General features: G+C 70.8%; 1 protein-coding gene (running past one end of the window). It reads right to left on the reverse strand.

The window, feature by feature from the left end; translation table 11 throughout:
* On the reverse strand, window positions 1-24,563 hold the 5' portion of the coding sequence (locus tag ON19_RS25795) for a non-ribosomal peptide synthase/polyketide synthase (RefSeq protein WP_043698133.1). 19,294 nt of this gene lie to the left of the window's left edge; only the first 24,563 of its 43,857 coding nucleotides appear in the window; its start codon is at window positions 24,561-24,563; the stop codon falls past the left edge of the window.
* Window positions 24,564-25,024 lie beyond the last annotated feature (461 nt).

Below are 25,024 nucleotides of genomic sequence, written 5' to 3' on the forward strand. Positions count from 1 at the left end.
TTCGGGTCGTCCTCGGCGCCGAGTACCTGGCGCTGCCACAGCGCGAAGTCCGCGTACTGCACTTCCAGCGGACGCCAAGCGGGCTCGCCGCCGTCGACGCGGGCGCCGTAGGCGGTCATCACGTCCCGGGTGAGCGGGCCCATGGAGAACCCGTCGGCCGAGATGTGGTGCACCACCAGGGCGAGCACGTGCTCGGTGGGGCTGATCTCGAACAGCCGGGCGCGGAACGGCACCTCGGCGGTGACGTCGAACGCCGTGCCGATCAGCTCCGCGAGCCGCTCGGGCAGTTCGGCTTCGGTGACGTCGACCGGGGTGAGATCCGGGATGACCTTCGCGGTGGCCACGGTCTGCTGGTGCGCGGCGCCGTCCACCTCGGGGTAGAACGTGCGCAGCGACTCGTGCCTGGCCAGCACGTCGGCGACGGCGATCTGCAGCGCCTGCCGGTCGAGCAGGCCGGACAGCCGCACCGCGGCCGGGATGTTGTCCACCGCCGAGTCGGGGTCGAAGCGGTTGAGGAACCACATGCGCTGCTGTGCCAGCGACAGCGGAACCAGCTCCGGCCGCTGCTGCGGCGCCAGCGGCGCCCGGCCGCCCGCGCCCGCCTTGGTCTCCGCGCGCGCCGCGAGGGCGACCACAGTGGACGCCTCGAACAGCTCGCGCACGCCGAGGTCGGTGTCCAGCGCGGCGGAGAGCCGAGCGGCGACCTGGGTGGCGGACAGCGAGTTGCCGCCGAGGGCGAAGAAGTCGTCGTCCAGGCCGACCCGCTCCAGGCCGAGCACGTCGGCGAAGGTGGCGGCGACGATCTCCTCGACCGGCGTGGTCGGGGCGCGGAACACCGCGGCCTCGAACACCGGCGCGGGCAGGGCCTTGCGGTCCAGCTTGCCGGAGGCGTTGAGCGGGAACTCGTCGAGGACGATCACGACCGACGGCACCATGTACGCGGGCAGTTGCCGCGCCAGGTCTTCCCGGACCAGCTCGATGTCCAGCGCGGCGTCTTGCGCGGGAATGACGTACGCGACGAGCTGATCGCCCGCGTGCGCGTCCGAGCGCACCACTACGACCGCTTGGGCCACCTCTTCCAGACCGGTGAGCGCCGATTCGATCTCGCCGAGTTCGATGCGTAGACCGCGCAACTTCACCTGGAAGTCGGTGCGGCCCAGGTACTCCAGCTCACCGCGCTCGGTCCAAGCCACCAAGTCACCCGTGCGATACATCCGCGCGCCGGGCTCGCCGTAGGGATTGGCGACGAAACGATCACTGGTCAGATCCGGTCGCGCGACGTAACCACGCGCAAGCTGCGTGCCCGCGAGGTACAGCTCACCCGCGACACCCACCGGCACCGGACGCAACCGCGCGTCCAACACGAACACCTGGGTGTTGAACACCGGAGCACCGATCGGGACGGTCTCGGTGTCGGCGTCCACGACCTCGTGGAAGGTGACGTCGACCGCCGCTTCGGTCGGACCGTAGAGGTTGTGCAGCGCCGCACCGGTCAACTCGCGCAAACGATGCGCGGGCTTGGGCGGCAACGCCTCACCCGAAGCGAACACCAAACGCAGCGAATCACACCGCGCGGCAGCCGCATCAGCGACGAACACCGCCAGCATCGACGGCACGAAGTGCGTGACGCTCACCTTCTCGGCGCTGATGATTTCGGCGAGGTAGGCCGGGTCACGATGACCGTCCGGCTTCGCGACGACCAGGCGCGCACCGATCTGCAACGGCCAGAAGAACTCCCACACCGACACATCGAACGTCGCAGGCGTCTTCTGCAACACCACATCAGCCGGGGTCAGCTGGTAGGCGGTCTGCATCCAAACGAGGCGGTTGACGATCGCCGCATGCGACACCGCCACACCCTTCGGGCGGCCGGTCGAACCGGAAGTGAAGATCACATACGCGGTGTTCGACGGACGCAGCGGCGCACGACGATCGGCGTCGGTGACCGGCGCCTCCGACAGGCCCTTCAGGTCGAGCAGATCGATTCGCACCTGCGCGGTGTCGATGTCGAGGTCGCTGCCCGAGGTGAGCACACACACCGGATCGGCCGTGCCGAGGATGTATTCGGTGCGCTCGGCCGGGTGATCCGGGTCCAGCGGCACGTACGAGCCACCGGCCACGGCGACGGCGTACATGCCGACCACCAGATCGATCGAGCGACGCATGCCCAGCGCCACATAGGATTCCGCGCCCACGCCGCGGGCGATCAGCCAGCGCGCCAGCTGGTTCACCCGCCAGGAGAACTCGGCATAGGACAGACTTGTCCCCTCGAACGTGACAGCGGTCGCGTCCGGGGTGCGTTCCACCTGGTCGTAGAACATCGAGACCAGGGTCGCGCCGGTGTCCACCGGGTGCGAGGTCTCGTTCCAGCCGCGCACCACGAGCTCGCGCTCGGCGGTGTCGAGCAGCTCGATGTCGCCGACGACCGCACCGGGCTCGGCGGTGATCGCGGTGAGCACCCGGATCAGGCGGTCGGCGATGCGGCGCACGGTCTGCTCGTCGAACAGGTCGCGCAGGTAGCCCGCGCGCACCCGCAACCGCGAATCCAGCTGCGCGATCAGGGTCAGCGGGTAGTGCGTGGCGTCGGCCGCGTCCAGGCCGACCACGGCCATGCCGTCGATGTCCGCGGCCTGCGCCTGCAAGCCCGCCGCGTCGACCGGGTAGGACTCGAACACCACGAGGGTGTCGAACAGGCCGCCGATGCCCGCGACCGCCTGGATGTCGGCCAGGCCCACATAGTGGTGGTCGAGCAGATCGGCCTGCTCGCCCTGAGTGCGGACGAGCAGGTCGCGCACGGACTCCGACGGATCGAAGCGCACCCGCACCGGCACGGTGTTGATGAACAGACCGACCATCGCCTCCACGCCGGACAGCTGCGCGGGGCGGCCGGAGACGGTGGTGCCGAACAGCACGTCGTCGCGGCTGGTCATCCGGCCGACGAGAATGCCCCAGGCCGTCTGCAGCACGGTGTTCGGGGTGACGCCGAGCGAGCCGGCCAGCGCGGTCAGCCGCGCGGTGGTCGCCTCGTCCAACTCGAAGAAGTACTCGCCGGACAGCGAGGTGATCTCGCGACCGGCGTCCGGCCGCGCCAGCAGGGTCGGCTCGCCGACGCCGCGCAGCGCGTGCGCCCACGCGGCCAGCGACGCCGCGTGGTCCTGCTGCCGGGTCCAGTCCAGGAAGTGCCGGTAGGAGCGCACCGCGGGCAGCGCGGAAGCGTCCGCGTGGACGGCGTAGAGCACCAGCAGATCCCGCATGAGCAGCGGCATCGACCAGCCGTCGAGCAGGATGTGGTGGTTGGCCACCACGAACTGCCAGCGGTCGGGCGCGACCTGGATCAGCGTGAAGCGGATCAGTGGCGGCGCGGTCAGGTCGAACCGCCGCATGCGGTCCGCCTCGATCAGGTCCTCGGCCGACCCGGATTCGGTTCGGTCGTGCTCGGACCACGCGACGCGGACGCTGTCCAGCACGATCTGCACCGGGTTGCCGTCGTGGTCGCTGACGAACGCGGTGCGCAGGTTCTCGTAGCGGTCCACCAATGCCTGTGCGGCCGAACGCAGCCGGGCGGCGTCCACCCGGCCGGTGAGCGTCAGCACCGCCTGCGCGGTGTAGACGTCCACCGAACTCGCGGCGAGGCGAGCGTGGAACAGCAGACCCGACTGCAGCGCCGACAGCGGCCAGACGTCCGACAGCGCCGGGAAGCGCCGCTCCCAGGTATCGATATCCCGTTGCGTGCTGCGCACCAGCGCGAAGTCCGACGGGGTGTGCCCACCCGCGCCGGTCGAATTGGCGTGGCGGGCCACCGCTTCCAGCGCCGTGGTCCACAGCTCGCCGAATTCGCGCACCTCGGCGGCCGACAGCAGGGTCGACGGGTAGCCGATGTTGGCGGTCAGCTTGTCACCGACCACGATCGCGTTCACGTCCAGCGGCGCCATCGCGGGCATGTCCGCGTCGTAGGCGCCGCCCAGCGCGCCGAGTTCCGGCGCGGGGATCCAGCCGAAGCCGCGCAGCGACTCCGGTACATCGCCCTCGGAGACGCGACCGAGGTAGTTGAAGCTCACCTGTCCGGGCAGTTCACGCGGCAGCTCGACCGCGGTCTCCGGGTTCAGGTAGCGCAGCAGGCCGTAGCCGATGCCCTTGTCCGGCACGGAGAGCAACTGCTCCTTGACCGCCTTGACGGCCGCGCCCAGCGCGGGTCCGCCGGCGAACGCCGCGTCGACATCGATGCCGGACAGGTCGAAGCGGACCGGGTAGATGGCGGTGAACCAGCCGACGGTGCGCGACAGATCCGCACCGGGCACCACATCTTCCTCGCGGCCGTGACCCTCCAGGCGGATCAGCAGCGAATCCTCGCCCCGGGCGGCCACCCGGCGCGCCCGCCACTTCGCGGTGGCCAGCGCCAGCGCGGTGAGCAGGCCGTCGTTCACACCGCCGTGGAACAGCGCCGGAACCTTGGTGAGCAGGGCCTTGGTGACCTCGGCGGACACCTCGACCTGAAGCTTGTCGATGACGCCCGAGGTGTCGAGGGCCGGGTCCATCGGACGCTCGGTCAGCAGCGGATCGGCCGTGGCGACCACCGAACGCCAGTAGTCCAGTTCGGCCACCCGCTCGGGGCCGGCCGCCTCGCGCTCCAGCGCCTGCGCCCAGGCCCGCATCGACGTGGCCGGGGCGACCAGCTCGGGGGTCTGCCCCGCGGTGCGCTGGCCCCACGCCGTGACGAAGTCCGGCACCAGGATGCGCCAGGAGACGCCGTCCACCACCAGGTGGTGGGCGACGACGATCAGGCGTCCGGCGCGCTCGGCGGAATCGGGTTCCAGCCAGACGAACCGGATCACCACGCCCGCCGCGGGATCGAGCCGGTCCAGCGACTCGTCCAGTGCGGCCGAGGCGATCTCGACCAGTTCGGCGTCGGTGACGCCCGCGGCGAACTCGGTGCGGTCGATCAGCGCGTCCACCTCGACCGTGCCCGGCGCGGCGGTCTCGACGACCCAGTCGTCACCGTCGCGGCGCAGGCTCGCGCGCAGCATGTCGTGCCGATCGATGACGGCGCCGACCGTCGCGGCGATGCCCGCCCGATCGATGCCGACCGGCAGTTCCAGCGCCAGCGTCTGGTTGAACCGGCCGAACGAGCCGCGCCGCTCGGCCATGAACCGGACCACCGGCGTCAACGGCATGGCGCCGATGCCGCCGCCGGGCGGCTCGGCCAGGGTGGTGGCCGACGCCTCGGCCGCCTCGGTGGTCTCGGCGACCGCGGCCAGGCCGGCCACGGTGCGCTGCTCGAAGACGTGCCGGGGGGTGAACACCACGCCGCGCGCCTTGGCCCGCGACACCAGCTGGATGGAGACGATGCTGTCGCCGCCGAGGGCGAAGAACGAATCGTCCACGCCGACCCGCTCCACACCGAGCACCTCGGCGAACACCTCGGCGATGGTCTGCTCGACCGGGGTGCGCGCCGCGCGGAACACGACCTCGGTCGCGAACACCGGCTCCGGCAGCGCCTTGCGGTCCAGCTTGCCCACCGGGGTGAGCGGCACGTGGTCGATCACCATGATCGACGAGGGCACCATGTACGCGGGCAGGCGCTCCTCGACATGCGCGGTCAGCGCCGCCACATCGATCGAGTGCCCCTGCGCGGCAACGACGTACGACACCAGCGACACGGCGCCCGCGGCGCTCTTGTGGCCGACGGTGACGGCGAAGTCGACGGTCTCGTGCGCGGCGAGCGCGGCGTCGATCTCGCCGAGCTCGATGCGGAAGCCGCGCACCTTCACCTGGAAGTCGGAGCGGCCCACGTATTCGACAACGAGCGATTCGACTCCTCCAGCGGGCGCGGAGCCTGCGGAGTGCCCGACCCGGGTCCAGCGGACCACGTCACCGGTGCGGTACATCCGTGCGCCGGGGACGTACGGGTTGGCGACGAAACGCTCCGCCGACAGTCCCGGGCGCGCATGGTAGCCGCGCGCCAGCTGGACGCCCGACAGATACAGCTCACCTGCGACACCCACCGGAACGGGCCTGAGCTGGGCGTCGAGGATCAGCGACTGCATGCCGCGGGTCGGGCCACCGATGGTGACCCGGTCGCCGGGCGCGAGCGCGTCGCTGATGTTGGTCATGATCGTGGTCTCGGTCGGGCCGTAACCGTTGTGGAAGCGGCGGCCCGAACCGTCCGGCGCGCCACCCCACTTGGTGACCAGATCGGCGGGCACGGCCTCGCCGCCCGCCACGATCACCCGCATGCCCGCCAGCGCCGCCGAATCCAGCGAGGCGAGCACCGACGGGGTGATGAAGGCATGCGTGACCCGCTCGGCGCGGATCAGCTCGGACAGCTCCTCGCCGCCGTAGACGCCGGGCGGGCAGACCACCAGCGCGCCGCCGCGGCCGATCGCCAGCAGGAATTCCAGGATCGATGCGTCGAAGCTGGGCGAGGCGAAATGCAGTGCGCGCGTGTCGGAGTCGACGTCGTAGCGGACGTTCTGCTCGTCCCGGAAGTTGGCCAGACCGGCGTGGGTGACCACGACGCCCTTGGGCACACCGGTAGAACCGGAGGTGTAGATGACGTACGCGGGGTGCTCCGGCCGCACCGGGCGCACCCGATCGGCGTCGGTGACCGCGGCGTCGTCGAATCCGTCGAGATCCAGCTCGTCGAGCACCAGCCACTCGACCGACTCGGGCAGCTCGGCGCGCACCGAGGCCACGGTGAGACCGATCGGGGAGCCCGAGTCGGTGACCATGTGCGCGATGCGGTCGGCCGGGTAGGTCGGGTCGATCGGCACGAACGCGCCGCCGGACTTGGACACCGCCCACTCGGCGAAGTACGACTCGTCCGAGCGCGGCACGGCGACCGCCACCAGATCCTCGGTGCCGATGCCACGCTCGATCAGCAAGCGGGCCAGGCGGTTCGACCGCGCGTCCAGCTCGCCGTAGGACACACTTCTCCCCTGGAACACCACGGCGGGCGCCTCCGGGTCGATGGCCGCGGCCTCGGCGATCAGGTCCGGCAGTGTCCGCGCGGGCGTGGCGGGCGCGCCGGTGCGGGCTATCAGGTCGGCCCGCTCGGCGGCGTCGAGCACGTCGATCGCGCCGACGGTCACCGACGGATCCGCCGCGACGGCCGCGAGCACGCGTTCCCAGCGGTCCACGATGGCCGCCGCGGTCGCCTCGTCGAACAGCTCGGTGGCGTAGGTGAGCGCCAAGGCCATGGCGCCGGAACCGGTTTCGCCGCGCTCGGCGAGGGTGAACTGCAGGTCGAAGCGCGCGACGTTCTCTTCCAGGTCCAGCGCGGACACCGACAGGCCCGGCAGCTCGAGGGTGGTGCGCTCCAGGTTCTGGAACGCCAGCATCACCTGGAACAGCGGGTTGCGGGCCTGCGAGCGCTCCGGCGCGAGCAGTTCCACCAGCCGCTCGAACGGCACGTCGGCGTTGCCGTAGGCGTCGAGGTCGGTGCGGCGCACCCGGTCCAGCAGATCGGCGAACGACTCACCCGGCTCGATGCCGGTCCGCAGCACCAGTGTGTTGACGAACATGCCGACCAGGTCGTCGAGCGCGGCCTCGCCGCGGCCCGCGATCGGCGTGCCGACCGCGACGTCGTCGCTGCCGGACAGACGCGACAGCAGCACCGACAGCGCGCCGTGCATCACCATGAACAGCGACGCGCCGCGCTGCCGCGCGAGGTCTTCCAGCGCGGCGACCAGTTCACCGGGCAGCTCGCGATGCAGCGTCGCGCCGTGGTGCGAGGCGACGGCCGGACGCGGGCGGTCGGTGGGCAGGGTCAGCTCGTCGGGGACGTCGTCGAGCGCGCGCCGCCAGTACGCGACCTGCTTCGCCAGCAGCGAGTCCGGGTCCTCCTCGGACCCGAGGATCTCGCGCTGCCAGACCGCGAAGTCGGCGTACTGCACTGCCAGCGGAGCCCAGCCTGGGGCGCTGCCGGTGCTGCGCGCGGTGTAGGCGGCCATCACGTCGCGGGTCAGCGGGGCCATCGAGAAGCCGTCGGCCGCGATGTGGTGCACCACCACGACGAGCACGTGCTCGTCCGGCCCGGCCGCGTACAGCCGGGTGCGCAGCGGAACCTGTTCGGCCACATCGAATCCGGCGGTGACGAACTCGGTCACCGTCTCGATCAGCCGCGCCGGGTCGACCGCCACGGGATGCAGGTCGAGGACGATGTCCTCGGCGGGCACGATCACCTGGACCGGGGTGCCGCCGTGTTCGGGGTAGCGGGTGCGCAGCGACTCGTGCCTGCGCACCACGTCGGCGACCGCCAGACGCAGCGCCTCGACATCCAGCGCGCCGGTGAGCCTGATCGCGATCGGCAGGTTGTAGGCCGCCGAGGCGGTGTCGTACTTGTTCAGGAACCACATGCGCTGCTGCGCGAACGACAGCGGCACCAGTTCGTCGGCCGCACGCTCGCGGGCGACCAGGCGGGCCCTGGCCGCGCCGTCGGCGTGCGATTCCACCCGCGCGGCGAGCGCTTCCACCGTGGAAGCCTCGAACAGGGTGCGCACGGCGACGGTCGTGCCGAGCGCGGCGCCGATGCGGGCGACCACCCTGGTCGCGATCAGCGAGTTGCCGCCGAGGTCGAAGAAGTCGTCGTCCACGCCGACCCGCTCCAGGCCGAGCACGTCGGCGAACACCGCCGCCACGGTTTCCTGCACCGGGGTGACCGGCGCGCGGAAGGCGCGCGCCTGCGCGGTCGGCGCGGGCAGCGCACGGCGGTCCAGCTTCCCGTTGACGGTCAGCGGGATCCACTCCAGCCGCACCACGGCCGAGGGCACCATGTAGGCGGGCAGTTGCGCGGCCGCGCCGTCGCGGACCGCGTCGAGCACGGGCTCGACGCCCGGCTCGGACACCACGTAGGCGACGATCCGCTGATCGCCGGGCTGGTCCTCGCGCACGATGACCGCGGCCTGGGCGATGCCGTGCTGGGCGAGGATCGCGGACTCGATCTCGCCGAGCTCGATGCGGAAGCCGCGCACCTTGACCTGGTCGTCGGCGCGGCCCAGGTATTCCAGCTCGCCGAAGCGGTTCCAGCGGGCGAGGTCGCCGGAGCGATACAGTCGCCCGCCCGGCACGTCGCCCATCGGGTCGGCGACGAAACGAGCGGCCGACAGATCGGGACGGCCCAGGTAGCCGCGAGCCAATTGCGGTCCCGCCACGTACATTTCGCCCGCGACGCCGACCGGCACCGGGCGCAGCCTGCTGTCGAGCACGTACACCCGCAGACCCGCGATGGCGCGGCCGACCACGCTGCCGGAAGCGGCGGCGATGGTCGCGGCGTCCAGCGCGCGGTAGGACACGTGCACCGTGGTCTCGGTGATGCCGTACATGTTGACCAGCAGCGGCGCGGTCGTAGACGTCGCACCGGTGCCGTCGCCGTGGCGCGCGACCCAGTCCGACAGCCTGCGCAGCTCCAGCGCCTCGCCGCCGAACACCACGTAGCGCAGCGCCAGCGGCGCGGCGTCGGGCGCGGCGTTCCGGTCCGCTTCGGCCAGCTGGTAGAACGCGGACGGGGTCTGGTTGAGCACCGTGACGCGTTCGGCGCGCAGCAGTTCCAGGAACTGCTCCGGCGAGCGCGAGGTGTAGTAGTCGACCACCACGAGGGTGCCGCCGAACAGCAGCGGGCCCCACAGCTCCCACACCGAGAAGTCGAAGGCGTAGCTGTGGAACAGCGTCCAGGTGTCCTCGGGCCCGAAACCGAAGTCGCGGTTGGTGTTCGCGAAAAGCCGAACCACGTTGCGGTGCGCGACGGCGACGCCCTTCGGGCGGCCGGTCGAGCCGGAGGTGTAGATCACGTAGGCGACGTTGTCGGGCGTGAGCGCCGCGTTGCGGTCGGCGTCGGTGATCGGGGCGTCGTCGGCGTCCTCGACATTGCCGGTCTCCACCGCGAATCCGTCCAGCACGACGGCGGGCAGCCCGGCGGGAACCTCGACCTGCACCGTGGAGTCGAGCACCACGCTGGTGGGCCGGGAATCGGCGAGCACGTAGGCGATGCGCTCGGCCGGGTAGGTCGGGTCGACCGGCACGTAACCCGCGCCCGTCTTCACCACGGCCAGCAGGGCGACCACGAGGTCCAGCGAGCGCGGCAGGATCACCGCGACCAGCGTCTCGGGCCCGGCGCCGTCGCTGATCAGCCTGCGCGCCAGCACGTTCGCGCGCCGGTCCAGCTCGGCGTAGGTCAGCGTCTCCACGCCGAAGCGGGCGGCCACCCGGTTCGGGTGCGCGGCCACCGCCGCGTCGAACAGCCCGACCAGCGTGATTTTCGGATCGGCGAACGCGCCCGCGACGCTCTGGGCGCCGGAGGACACCCAGCGCTGCGACACGTCCAGCCGCTCGCTCTCGCCGAGCAGGTCGATATCGCCGATGGCGATCTCCGGGTCCTCGGCGATGCCGCGCAGGATGCGCACCAGACGGTCGGCGAAGGCCGTCACCGTCTCCGGGTCGAAAAGTTCGGTGGCGTAGTTCCACGACAGCGTCAACCCGCCGTCGGCGGCCTCGCCCACGGTGAGCTGCACGTCGAATTTCGCGGTGCCGGGGTCGAAGTCGACGGCGGCGAGCTCGAGGCCGCCGGGCAGCGCGACGGCGCCGAGCTCGGCCGCCGAGGCGGCCTCGAAGGTCAGCGCGACCTGGAACAGCGGGTGGTGCGCCTGCGAGCGCGCCGGGCTGAGCACGTCCACCAGCCGCTCGAACGGCACGTCGGCGTTGGCGAAGGCGGCCAGATCGGTGCGACGCACCTGGTCGAGCAGCGCACCGAAGTGGGCGCCGGGATCGACCTCGCTGCGCAGTACCAGCGTGTTGACGAACATGCCGACGACGTCGTCGAGCGCGCGTTCGCCGCGGCCCGCGATCGGCGTGCCGATCGCGACGTCGGTGCTGCCCGACAGCCTGCCCGCCCACACGGCCAGCGCGGCGTGCACGACCATGAACAGCGTCACGCCGCGGGCGCGCGCCAGCTCGGCGAGCGCCTCGTGCACCTGCGCGTCGACCGAGAAGTTGTGCGTGCCACCGGCATTGGAGGCGATCTCCGGCCGGGGCCGATCGCTGGGCAGCTCGATCTGGTCGGGCAGGTCGCGCAGCTGGTCGGTCCAGTAGGCGATCTGGCGCGCCGCGACGGAGTCAGCGTCGTCCTCGGCGCCGAGCACCTCGCGCTGCCACAGCGCGTAGTCGGCGTACTGCACCTCGAGCGGGGCCCAGGAGGGCACCTCGCCGCGGGCGCGCTCGGTGTAGGCGAGCACGACATCGCGCAGCAGCGGCCGCAGCGAGAAACCGTCCGCGCTGATGTGGTGCACGACCAGCACCGCGACGTGCTCGATCGCCGACACCGCGAGCAGGCTCGCCCGGAACGGGATCTCGGTGGTGACGTCGAAGCCGACGCTCGCCAGCTCGACGACCCGCGCGGGCAGCTCGTGCGCGCCGACCGATTCGGCGACCAGGTCGAAGCCGACCTCGCCGACCGGCAGGACGCGCTGGTAGCCGGTGCCCTCCACCTCGGGGTAGACGGTGCGCAGCGCCTCGTGCCGCGCGAGCACGTCACGGATGGCCGCGCCGAGTGCGGCGACGTCCAGTTCACCGGTCAGCCGCAGGGCCACCGGGATGTTGTTGACAGCGGTCCGGTTGTCGAACCGGTTGAGGAACCACATCCGCTGCTGGGCGAGCGAGAGCGGCACCAACTCGGGGCGCTCCCGCGCGACCAGCGGCGTCCGGCCGCCCTGTCCCGCGGCCGATTCCACCTTCGCCGCCAGCGCGACGACGGTGGATGCCTCGAACAGCGCGCGCACCGGAACCTGCGTGTTCAGCGCCTCGCCGAGGCGAGCCGCCACCTGGGTGGCGACCAGCGAGTTGCCGCCCAGTTCGAAGAAGTCGTCGTCCAGGCCGACCCGCTCCACGCCGAGCACCTCGGCGAAGGTCTCGGCCACGATCTCCTGCACCGGCGTAGCGGGCGCGCGGAACACCTTGGCCTCGAAGACCGGTTCCGGCAGCGCCTTGCGGTCCAGCTTGCCGGAGGCGTTCAGCGGGAACTCGTCGAGCACCACGTACGCCGCGGGCACCATGTACCCGGGCAGCCGCGCGCCGAGCTCGGCCTTGACCGACTCGACGTCCACCACCCGGTCCGGGTCCGTCACCAGGTACGCGACCAGCTGATCGCCGGTCCGCTGGTCGGTGCGCACCACGACCACAGCCTGTGCGACCGATTCCAGCGCAGTGAGCGCCGACTCGATCTCGCCCAGCTCGATGCGCAGACCGCGCACCTTGACCTGGAAGTCGGTGCGGCCCAGGTACTCCAGCTCGCCGTCTTCGGTCCAGGCCACCAGGTCGCCGGTGCGGTACATGCGCTCGGCATCGCCGAACGGGTTGGCCACGAAACGCTCGGTGGTCAGGTCGGGGCGGCCCACGTAACCGTGCGCCAGCTGCGCGCCCGCGAGGTACAGCTCGCCGGGCACGCCGACCGGAACCGGCCGCAGGCGCGAGTCCAGCACGTACACCTGGGTGTTGAACACCGGAGCACCGATCGGCACCGACACCGTGTCGTCCTCGGTCACCTCGTGGAAGGTGACGTCGACCGCGGCTTCGGTCGGGCCGTACAGGTTGTGCAGGCGCGCGCCGGTCAGCTCGCGCAACTTCTGCGCGGTCACCGCGGGCAGCGCCTCACCGGAGGCGAAGACGTTGCGCAGGCTGGTGCACTCGGCCGCGCGCTCCTCGGCCACGAACACCGACAGCATCGACGGCACGAAGTGCACCGTGGTGACCTGCTCGTCGACGATCAGGCGCGCCAGGTACGCGGGATCGCGATGGCCGTCCGGCTTCGCCACCACCAGGCGGGCCCCGACCTGCAACGGCCAGAAGAACTCCCACACCGACACGTCGAATGTCGCGGGCGTCTTCTGCAACACCACGTCGTAGGCCGCCAAACCGTATTCGGCGTGCATCCACACCAGGCGGTTGACGATCGCGGCGTGCGAGACCGCCACGCCCTTCGGGCGGCCGGTCGAACCGGAGGTGAAGATGACGTACGCGGTGTTGGCCGGACGCAGCGGCTTGTGCCGGTCGGCGTCGGTCAGCGGCTCGCCGGAGAACTCCGACAGGTCGAGCTGATCGATGCGCACCTGCCGGGAGACGGTGGTCTCCAGGTCGGAGCCGGAGGTCAGCACGCACACCGGGCGCGCGGTCTCCAGGATGTAGTCGATGCGCTCGGCCGGGTGGTCCGGGTCCAGCGGCACGTACGCGCCACCCGCGGCGTTCACCGCGTACATGCCCACCACCAGATCGATGGAGCGGCGCATGCCGAGGGCCACATACGATTCCGGCCCGACGCCGTTGACCTTGAGCCAGCGCGCCAACCGGTGCACCCGGCGGGCGAACTCGGCGTAGGACAGACTCGTCCCCTCGAAGGTCACCGCCGGGCTGTCCGGGGTGCGCGCGACCTGCGCCTCGAACAGCGAGACCAGGGTCGCCGCGGCGTCGCCGACCGGCGAGGTGAGCGCGGCGTCGACCGGGAATTCGGTGGCGTTCCACCGCTCGATCACCAACGACCGCTCGGCGTCGTCCAGCAGGTCGATGTCGCCGACGGTGACCGACGGATCGGCGGCGATACCGCGCAGCACCCGGACGAACCGCTCGGCGAACGTACCGGCGAAAACGCCGTCGAAAAGGTCGGTGGCGTAGACCAGTTCGGCGTCCATCGCCGCTTCGGCGCCGGGCACCTCACTGAGCGTGAGCTGGAGGTCGAACTTCGCCGTCGGCTGGTCGATGCCCAGCTCGGAGACGGTGAGGCCGGGCAGCTCCAGCGCGGTGCGGCCGAGGTTCTGGAACGACAGCATCACCTGGAACAGCGGGTGGCGCGCCTGCGAGCGGGCCGGGTTGAGCACCTCGACCAGCCGCTCGAACGGCACGTCCGCGTGCGCGAACGCCTGCAGGTCACGCTCGCGGACCCGGGCGAGCAGGTCGGCGAACGACTCGGCGGTGTCCACTTCGGCGCGCAGCACCAGCGTGTTGACGAACATGCCGACCAGATCGTCGAGCGCCTGCTCGCCACGGCCGGCGACGGGAATGCCGACGGCGATGTCGTCGGAGCCGCTCAACCGCGCCAGCAGCGCGGCGAAGGCGCCGTGCACCACCATGAACAGCGTGCTGCCGTGCGTGTGCGCGACCCGGTTCAGGTCCTCGATCAACCCGCCCGGCACACGGAACCGGTAGGTCCCCGCGCCGTAGGAGGCGACGGCGGGGCGCGGGCGACCGGCCAGGCGCAGTTCGTCGGGCAGACCGGCCAGCGCCCCGCGCCAGTAGTCGAGCTGCTCGGAGATCAGCGAGGTCGGGTCGTCCTCGGAGCCGAGGGTGTCGCGCTGCCACAGCGCGAAGTCCACGTACTGCACCGCCAGCGGCGGCCAGCCCGGCTGGGCGGCCGAGGTGCGCGCCAGGTACGCGGTCATCAGGTCGCGCACCAGCGGACGCATGGAGAAGCCGTCGGCGGCGATGTGGTGCACCACCACCACCAGCACGTAGTCGTCCGGACCGAGCCGGTAGGCGCGCAGGCGCACCGGCGGTTCGGTGGTCACGTCGAAGCCGCGCTCGACGAACTCGTAGAGCGCGCCGAGCAATTGCCCCTCGGCCACCTCGACCACGTCCAGCTCCGGAATGGCCCGGCCCGCGTTGAGCACGCGCTGGTAGGCGACACCGTCGCGGGACGGGTAGACGGTGCGCAGCGATTCGTGCCGCCCGACCACGTCGGCGATCGCGCCGCGCAGCGCGTCCAGGTCCAGCGCGCCTTCCAGCCGCACCGCAGCCGGGATGTTGTTCGCGGCGGAGTCGGCGTCGAAACGGTTGAGGAACCACATGCGCTGCTGCGCGAGCGACAACGGCGGATGCTCGGGACGCACCTGTGCCGTGAGCGCTTGGCGCGCACCGCTGCCCGCGTGCGACTCGATCCGGGCGGCCAGCGCGGCCACGGTCGGGGCTTCGAACAGCACGCGCACACCGACGTCGGTGTTCAGCGCCGCGCTCAGCCGCGCGACCACCTGGGTGGCCACCAGCGAGTTGCCGCCGAGTTCGAAGAAGTCGTCGTCCACGCCGACGCGCGGCACGCCGAGCAGATCGGCGAACAGCTCCGCCACGATCTCCTCGATCGGCGTCGAGGGCGCGCGGAACACCCGCGCCTCGAACACCGGCGCGGGCAGTGCCTTGCGGTCCAGCTTGCCCGACGCGTTGACCGGGAACGCGTCCAGCACGACCAGTGCGGCCGGGATCATGTAACCCGGCAGCACGGCGGCCAGGGCGGCCTTCACGTCGTCGGTGTCGACGGTCGCGAACGGCTCGCACACCAGGTAGCCCACCAGCTGATCGCCCGCGTGCGCGTCGGAGCGCAGCACCACGACCGACTGCGCGACACCGGGCTGCGCCAGCAGCGCGGACTCGATCTCGCCGAGCTCGATGCGCAGACCGCGCAGCTTCACCTGGAAGTCGGTGCGGCCCAGGTAGTCCAGCTCGCCGTCCGGCGTCCAGGCCACCAGGTCGCCGGTGCGGTACATCCGGGTGCCCGGGGCGCCGTAGGGGTTGGCCACGAACCGGTCGGAGGTCAGGTCGGGGCGGCCCAGGTAGCCCAGTGCCAGCTGATCGCCCGCCAGATACAGCTCACCCGCGACACCCGGTGCGACGGGGTGCAGACGGCTGTCGAGCACGAAGACGCGGGTGTTCCACACCGGGCGTCCGATCGGCACCGACACCGTGTCGGCTTCCGTCGCCTCGTGATACGTCACGTCGACGGCGGCTTCGGTCGGGCCGTACAGGTTGTGCAACCGTGCGCCGGTCAGCTCGCGCAAACGCTGCGCCGTCTGCGCGGGCAGCGCCTCACCGGAGGCGAAGACCTGCCGCAGCCGCGCCGCGGGCAGGCCGTCACCGTTCTCGTTGCCCAGCGTGGACACGAAGACCGAGAGCATGGACGGCACGAAATGCGCTGTCGTGATCTGCTTGTCGGCGATGATCTGGGACAGGTACACCGGGTCGCGGTGCCCGTCCGGGCGCGCGACGACCAGCCTGGCCCCGGTCTGCAACGGCCAGAAGAACTCCCACACCGACACGTCGAACGTGGCGGGCGTCTTCTGCAGCACCGCGTCGTCGCGGCCGATGGGGTATTCGTGCTGCATCCACAACAGCCGGTTGACGATCGCGGCGTGCGAGACCGCCACACCCTTCGGGCGTCCGGTCGAACCGGAGGTGAAGATGACGTACGCGATGTTCTCCGGCCGCAGCGGCTGCGTGCGCTCGGCGTCGGTGATCGGCGCGCCGCTGGTCGCGGCGAAACCGGGCACGCCTTCGATACCCTCCACCGACAGCGCGGTCACCCGCGGCTGCGGGTCGAGGCCGAAGCCGTCCGCGGAGCGGTACAGGATCATCCGCGGCCGCGCGGTCTCGATGATGTAGTTGACGCGATCGGCGGGCTGGTCCGGGTCGAGCGGCACGTAGGCCGCGCCGGTCTGCACCACCGCGTACATCGCGACGACCAGTTCGGTCGAACGCCGCAGCGCCAGCGCCACCAGCGATCCCGGGCCGACGCCCGCGCCGATCAGCTGCCGGGCGATGCGGTTGGCCCGCTCCTGCAACTGGCGGTAAGTCAGCCGCTCGTCCTCGAAGTCCAGCGCGATGGCATCGGGCGTGGCCGCCGCCTGCGCGTCGAACAGCGAGACCAGCGTCGCGAGCTGGTCCACCGGGTGCCCGGTGTCGTTCCAGTCGACCAGCACCCGCGCCTGTTCCTCGGGCGCGAGCAGGTCGATGTCGCCGATCGGCACGTTCGGGTCGGCGGTCACGGCCGCGAGAATGCGGTCGAGGCGGCGGGCGAACGCCGCGACGGTCGGTTCGTCGAAAAGATCGAGGGCGTAGGAGAACTCGGCCGACATGCCCGCCGATTCGCCCTGTTCGTCCTGGGTCTCCGAGAGAGTCAGCTGCAAGTCGAACTTGGCCAGCCGGGCGTCGTAATCGATGCCGTTGACCGAGAGACCGGGCAGCTCGAGGCTGGCCTGCCGGGTGTTCTGGAAGGTCAGCATCACCTGGAACAGCGGGTGGCGCGCCTGCGAGCGCGCCGGGTTGAGCACCTCGACCAGCCGCTCGAACGGCACGTCCGCGTGCGCGAACGCATGCAGGTCGGTCTCGCGGGAGCGGGCCAGCAGATCGGCGAAGCTCGACGCTCCGTCCACCTCGGTGCGCAGCACGAGCGTGTTGACGAACATGCCGATCAGGTCGTCCAGCGCGGCCTCACCGCGGCCGGCGACCGGGGTGCCGATGGCGATGTCGCTGGTGCCGCTGGCCCGGGCCAGCAGCACCGCCAGCGCGCTGTGCAGCACCATGAACAGCGAGGCATTGTGCCTGCGGCCCAGCTCGATCAGGGCACGCTGGGTCTCGCCGGAGATCACGAACGGGTAGGTGCCGCCGCGGTAGGAGGCGACGGCGGGGCGCGGCCGATCCGAGGGCAGCACCAATTCGTCCGGCAGGTCGGCCAGTTCGCGGGTCCAGTACCGGATCTGGGTGGAGATCAGCGAACTCGGGTCGTCCTCGGCGCCGAGCACCTCGCGCTGCCACAGCGCGTAGTCGGCGTACTGCACCGGCAGCGCCGACCAGGCCGGCGCCTCCCACGACGTGCGGGCGGCGTAGGCCACCATGACGTCGCGGGCCAGCGGTCCCATCGACCAGCCGTCGGCGGAGATGTGGTGCACCACCATGCCGAGCACGTACTCGGTCTCGCTGATCTCGAACAGCCGGGCGTGCAGCGGCACTTCGTTGGTCACGTCGAACGCCATCGAGGCCAGCTCGACCAAGTGATCGATCAGGTTGTGCTCGGTCACCGGCACCGGGGTCAGGTCCGGCACGATCTGCGCGGCGTCCAGCACCACCTGCACGGGCCCGGTCTTGGTTTCCGGGAAGACCGTCCGCAGCGACTCGTGCCGATCGATCACGTCGATGACCGCGACCTGCAACGCGGCGATGTCCAGATCGCCGGACAACCGGATGGCGACCGGGATGTTGTTGACCGCCGAGGAGGTGTCGAACCGGTTGAGGAACCACATGCGCTGCTGCGCCAGCGACAGCGGCACCTGCTCCGGACGGTGCCGGGCGACCAGCGCCTTGCGCGCGCCGTCACCGGCGTGCGATTCCACCCGCGCGGCCAGCGCCGCGACCGTGGACGCCTCGAACAGCATGCGCACCGGCACCCTGGTGTCCAGCGCGATGCCGAGGCGGGAGGCCACCTGGGTGGCGATCAGCGAGTTGCCGCCCAGTTCGAAGAAGTCGTCATCCACGCCGACGCGCGAGATGCCGAGCACCTCACCGAAGATCTGCGCGACGATCTCCTCGATCGGCGTCGTCGGAGCACGGAATTCGCGCACCTCGAACACCGGGGCGGGCAGCGCCTTGCGGTCCAGCTTGCCGGAAGCGTTGAGCGGGAACGCCTCGAGCACCATGATCGCCGAGGGCACCATGTACGCGGGCAGCGTGCGGTGCAGCGCGTTCTTGATGCTGTCCAGATCAACCGGGCCACCCGCGGTGACCACGTAGGCGACCAGCTGATCGCCCGCGACGGTGTCCATGACCAGCACGACGGCCTGGGTGACGGCCGGGTGGTCGAGCAGGGCGGTCTCGATCTCGCCGAGTTCGATGCGCTGACCGCGGAATTTCACCTGGAAGTCGGTGCGGCCGATGTACTCCAGCACACCCGCGCTGCCCACCTCGGGATCGCGCGGCTGCACCCAGCGCACCAGGTCGCCGGTGCGGTACAGGCGGGAGCCGGGCGCGCCGAACGGGTCGGCGACGAAGCGTTCGGCGGACAGGTCGGGACGGCCGTAGTAGCCGCGGGCGGTCTGCACACCGCCGAGGTACAGCTCGCCGGGCACGCCGACCGGAACGGGCGCGAGGCCCTCGTCCAAGACGTAGGTCTGCGCGTTCCACACGGGGCGGCCGATCGGCACCGACGTGGGCGCGACCTCGTTGAGGTGCCAGGCGGTGGCGTGCACGGTGAACTCGGTGGGGCCGTACAGGTTGTGCACCGCGGCGGTGGAGAACTGCCGGAACGCGGTGACGGTCGCGGGCGGCAGCGCCTCACCGGCGACGAGAACCGCACGCAGCGAAGCGCATTCGGCCGTGGACGCGGACCCGGCGAACACCGAGAGCATCGACGGCACGAACGAGGTCATGGTGACGTGGTGGCGTCCGATGATCTCCGACAGGTAGATCGGATCGCGGTGGCCGTCCGGCGCGGCGATCAGCATGCGGGCGCCGACGGCCAGCGTGCCGAACAGCTCCCACACCGACACGTCGAAGGTGACCGGCGTCTTCTGCAGGATCACATCCGCCGGGCCGATCCGGTATTCGGCGGTGATCCACGCGATCTGGTTGACCACCGACGCGTGGCTGACCGCGACGCCCTTGGGGCGGCCGGTGGAGCCGGAGGTGTAGAGCACGTACGCGGTGTTGGTGGCGCGCAGCGGGGCACGGCGCTCGGCGTCGGTGACGGGCTCGTCGCCGAACCCGCTCAGGTCCAGGGTGTCCAGCGTCAGCACCGGGATGCCCGTGGCGGTGACGTTGTCGGCGGTGGTGGTCAGCACGCACACCGGCGCGGAGCTTTCGAGCACGTATTCGGTGCGCTCGGCCGGGTGGTCGGGATCGATCGGCACGTAGCCGCCGCCGGCCGTCATCGTGGCGTAGATCGCCACCAGCATGTCCACCGACCGGCGGATGCCGACGGCGACCAGCGTCTCCGGGCCGACGCCCGTGTCGATGAGCTTGCGCGCCAGGCGATTCACGCGCCCGGCGAACTCGGCGTAGGTCAGCTCGACCGGCGCGCCGAACTCGTCCGCGCCGCGAACGCCGCCGTCGAACACCACGGCGGGGTCGTCGGGCCGGGCCCGCACCTGCTCGGAGAACAGCTCGAGCACCGTCGCGGCGGGGACCTCGCGGGTGGTGTGGTTCCACTCGGTCAGCACACGGGCGCGCTCGGCGTCGTCGAGGATCTCGATGTCGCGCACGGCGGTTGCCGGTGCGGCGACGGCGGCTTCCAGCACCCGCAGGTAGCGGCGGCCGAACTCGGCGACGGTCGGGGCGTCGAACAGGTCGGTGGCGAAGGAGATGACCGCGCCCATGCCCGCGGGCTCGCCGTTCGCGCCGCGCTCCTCGGTGACCGTCCACTGCAGGTCGAATTTGGCGATGTCGACCTCGAGCTCGTCGGCGGTGACCGAGAGACCGGGCAGTTCCAGGGTCGCGTGCGACATCTCCTGGAACGACAGCATCACCTGGAACAGCGGGTGACGCGCCTGCGAGCGGGTCGGGTTGAGCACCTCCACCAGGCGCTCGAACGGCACGTCCGCGAACGCGAACGCGGCGAGGTCGGTTTCCCTGGTGCGGCCGAGGAATTCGGCGAACGGCTCGCTGCCGTCCACCTCCGAGCGCAGCACGAGAGTGTTGACGAACATGCCGATCAGGTCATCGAGCGCCTGCTCGCCACGGCCCGCGACCGGCGTGCCGATCGCGATGTCGTTGGTGCCCGACAAGCGGGCCAGCAGCACGGCCAGCGAGGCGTGCATGACCATGAACAGGCTGACGCCCTGCGCACGGGCCAGCGCGACCAGACGCCGGTGCAGCTCGACGTCGATGTCGAAGCTCACCCGGCTGCCGTGGAAGCTCTGCACCGGCGGACGCGGACGGTCCGCGGGCAGGTCCAACTGATCCGGCAGGCCCGCCAGCGCCCTACGCCAGTAGGCGATCTCGCGCGCCGCCATGGACGCGGGATCGGACTCCGCGCCGAGCAGTTCGCGCTGCCAGACGCTGAAGTCCTGGTACTGCACCGGCAGCGGAGCCCAGCTCGGCGCCTCGCCCGCGGCGCGGGACAGGTAGGCCGCGGCCACGTCGCGCGCCAGCGGGCCGAACGAGAAGCCGTCGGCCGCGATGTGGTGCACCACGAACGCCACGGCGTAGTCGGCGGTGCCGTTGCCGCGTCCGCCGGTGACCGCGAACACCCGCACCCGGATCGGCAGCTCACGCGAGACGTCGAAGCCGCGCGCGGCGAATTCGGCCAGCGCGGCGTGCAATTCGGCCTTGTCGATCGGCTGCAACTCGATGCCGAGCTCGACCTGGTCGACCGGAAGCACCTGCTGGTAACCGCCGTCGCCGGACTCGGGGAAGATCGTGCGCAGCGACTGCTGCCGCTCGACCACGTCCAGCAGCGCCGACTGCAACGCCTCCAGGTCCACCTGGCCGCGCAACCGCACCACGAACGGCAGGTTGTAGGTCGGCACGGTCGGGTCGAACTGGTTGATGAACCACATGCGCTGCTGTGCCAGCGACAGCGGCACCCGCTCCGGCAGCCGCTGGGCCACCAGCGGCGGACGCGATTCGCCGACCGGAGCGGCGTTCTCCGCGCGCGCCGCGATCCCGGCGACGGTCGGGGTCTCGAACAGCGCGCGCACCCCGATCTGGGTGCCGAAGGCCGCGCCGATCCGCGCCACCACCTGCGTGGCGACCAGCGAGTTACCGCCCAGGTCGAAGAAGTTGTCATCGATGCCGATGCGGTCCTGGCTGAGCACGTCGGCGAAGATGCCCGCCACGATCTGCTCGGCCTGGGTGCGCGGTGCGCGGAAATCGCCCGCGTCGGCGCTGAACACCGGCTCCGGCAGGGCCTTGCGGTCCAGCTTGCCGCTGGTGTTCAACGGGAAGGCGTCCAGCACCATGATCGATGCGGGCACCATGTAGCTGGGCAGCTTCTCGGCGGCGAACCTGGTCAGCTCCACCGGGTCCACGGTGTGGCCGGGAGCCGGGACGACGTAGGCGACCAGCTGCTGGCCGGTAGCCGTGTCCATCACCAGCACCACGGCCTGGCTGACCGCGGAGTGGGCGAGCAGATCGGTTTCGATCTCCCCCAGCTCGATGCGCTGACCGCGGAACTTCACCTGGAAGTCGGTGCGGCCGATGTATTCCAGCGTGCCCGCGTCGTTCCAGCGCACCAGGTCGCCGGTGCGGTACATCCGCTCACCGTCGGTCGACAGCGGGTTGGCCACGAAGCGGTCGGAGGTCAGGTCGGGACGGCCGCGGTAGCCGCGGGCGAGCTGACGCCCGCCGAGGTACAGCTCGCCCGGCGCGCCGATCGCGGCCGGACGCAGCCGCGAATCCAGCACGTAGACCTGGACGTTCCACTCCGGGATGCCGATCGGCACGGTCACCGTGTCGGCGGCCGTCGCCTCCCAGTAGGTCACCGAGACCGCGGCCTCGGTGGGGCCGTACAGGTTGTGCAGCCCCGCCTCGGTGATCGCGCGGAAGCCCGCGGCGGTCTCCGGCGGCAGCGCCTCGCCGATCACGAAAACCGCGCGCAGCGTGGCGCATTGGGCCTGCGTGGCGTGGGCGACGAACACCGTGAGCATGGACGGGACGAAGTCGGTCACGGTGACCCCGTGCCGGGAGATCAGCTCCGCCACGTACAGCGGGTCGCGGTGCCCGTCCGGCGACGCGATGACCAGTTTCGCGCCCACCAGCAGCGGCAAGAAGTAGCCCCACAGCGACACGTCGAACGTGGTCGCGGTCTTCTGCAGGTACACGTCTTCCGCGGTCAGCCGGTACTCGTCGAGCATCCACAGCTGCTGGTTGACGATCGCGTGATGGGTCACCGCCACGCCCTTGGGGCGGCCGGTCGAACCCGAGGTGTAGATGACGTAGGCGGTGTTGTCCGGGCGCAGCGGCGCGAGCCGCTCGGCGTCGGTGACCGGGGCGGCCGAGTACGCCGAGGTGTCCAGGGTGTCGATCTCCACCCGGCGCACCGACTCCGGCAGCTCCAGCTCGTCGGCCGACAGCGTCAGCACGCACACCGGCGCGGCACTGTCGAGAATGTAGGCGGTGCGCTCGGCCGGATGATCCGGATCGATCGGCACGTACGCGCCACCGGCTTTCAGCACCGCGTGCATGCCGATCACCAGCTCCAGCGAGCGGCGCATGCCCAGCGCGACGAGCGATTCCGGGCCGACACCGTCGGCGATCAGGAAGCGGGCCAGCCGGTTGACCCGCGCGTCGAACTCCGCGTAGGTGAGCGTCGCGCCCTCGAAGTCGAGCGCGATGTTGTCCGGGGTCAGCGCCATCTGCGCGTCCAGCAGCGCCGCGAGGGTGGTCTCCGGGACGTCCTGCTCGGAGTCGTTCCACTCCAGCAGGGTCCGCTCGCGCTCACCGGCGGTGGTGACCGGAAGGTCCCACACCGTCTCGTCCACGTCGGCGGCGAGGAAGCGGTCGAAGAACTCGAGGAAGCGTCCGTGGTGGCGGCGCGCCTCGTCCTCGGTGTAAAGGTTCGGGTTGGTCTCGAAGTCGATGTGCGAGCGGGTCCCCGCGACCGACTGGTAGAAGTTGACGCCCAGATCCTCGATGCTGCCGGTGGACAGCACGCTGAGCTGCCCGACCATCGGGCCCATCACCAGCTCGTCACCGAACAGCATGATGTTGACCCACGGCCCGAAGAACTCCGTGGTCACCACGCCGTCGCCGGCCGCGTCGCGGCGGATGTCCTCGTGCCGGTAGCGCTGGTGGCGCAGCGCGCCGGAGACCTCGACCTGGACCTGTTTGAGCAGCTCGGACACCGTGGTGGAGTGGCCGACATGCAGCCGCAGGGGCACGATGTTCGACGACACGCCGCCCGAGCGGCGCATCGCTGCGGTGGTGCGCGCGGTCACCGGCAGGCTGAGGATGACGTCCTCGACCCCGTTCCACTGCGCCAGATACGCGGCGAAGCCCGCGAGCAGCAGACCGGCGGGCGAGGAATCGTGCCGTGCGACGGCCGCGTCCAATCGGCCGTTCTGCTCGTCCGACAGCGCCGCGCTCACGACGCCGTTGATCGCGGCGGGCGGCGCGGAACGGCCGGTCAGGCTGGTGCCCTCTTCCAGCCCCGCCACCCGCTGCGCCCAGTACTCCTTGTCGGAGACGAAACGGGAGCTCTCGCGATAGGCGATTTCCTGCTCGTAGAGGGTGTGCAGATCGGTCGCCTTGGACGGCGTGGGTTCAGCCCCGTCGACGTAGGCGGTGTAGAGCTCCGCGATGCGGTTGAGGTTGGTCATCGCGCCGTAGCCGTCGAGCGCGATGTGGTGGGCGCGGGAGTACCAGTACCAGTGGTCGTCGGCCAGTTGCAGCGCCGCGATCATGATCAGCCGGTCGTCGACCAGGTCGAGCGGGCGACTGTACTCGGCGCGCATCCATGCCATCGCCGCGGCGGCCGGGTCGGCCTCGCCGCGCAGGTCTACGTAAACGACCTTGTCGTAATCCGCGATGGAGTGATCGATGAACTGCAACGGCTCGCCGTCGCGCTCGACGATCCGGAGGAAGCCCGAACCCAGCTCGTGCGAAGCGTCGATGCTGGCGCGCTCGAGCACGTCGACATCCAGCTCACCGTGCAGGTCCACGTACTGCGCGATGGTGACCGGCACCTGCGGGTCGACATGCTGCGCGTACCAGATGCCCAGCTGAGCAGGAGACAACGGGAAGGCGCCGGACAGGCCGGGTTCTACCCCAGAACCAGCGTGTGCCCGTTCGCCACCAGTTTCGCCGTTTCCGCCGAAATCCAGCCGGTCCAACCGTAACCTCGCTTCCGGAACACCACGCAAGCGCTCCCCGACCACACCCGGAGGGGGCGCACACCTATCCGAGCGTGGCGCCTGCGTCCCCAGGTTCAGTTCTCACATCAAATCAGGCAAAAAATGTTCATTTGAACTATCTGTCCAACATGCCGGCCTTGTTACATGGGCTCGACCGTGCCCAGCACCCACCGACCGGCTCCGCCGGGACCTTCTTTGCGAATCACCGGATCAATCTACCGTCGCCTCCGGCACCCGACCAACCATCGGACATAGCGAGCAAACATCACCGCTGGCAGGGGCATTGCAGTGAGTTCGCCAGCCGATGTTGCGGTTCTCACACACGTCACTCCTGCGCCACTTGGGCACTTTCGTGACGAGGTGAGGCACGCGCCTACGGCACCCGCCCTCGGTGGACCGTCCGCGTTGTGGACCGACGCTCGCGTCCACCGGCACCGTTG

The organism is Nocardia abscessus NBRC 100374, assembly GCF_000308455.1.
Classification (GTDB): domain Bacteria; phylum Actinomycetota; class Actinomycetes; order Mycobacteriales; family Mycobacteriaceae; genus Nocardia; species Nocardia abscessus.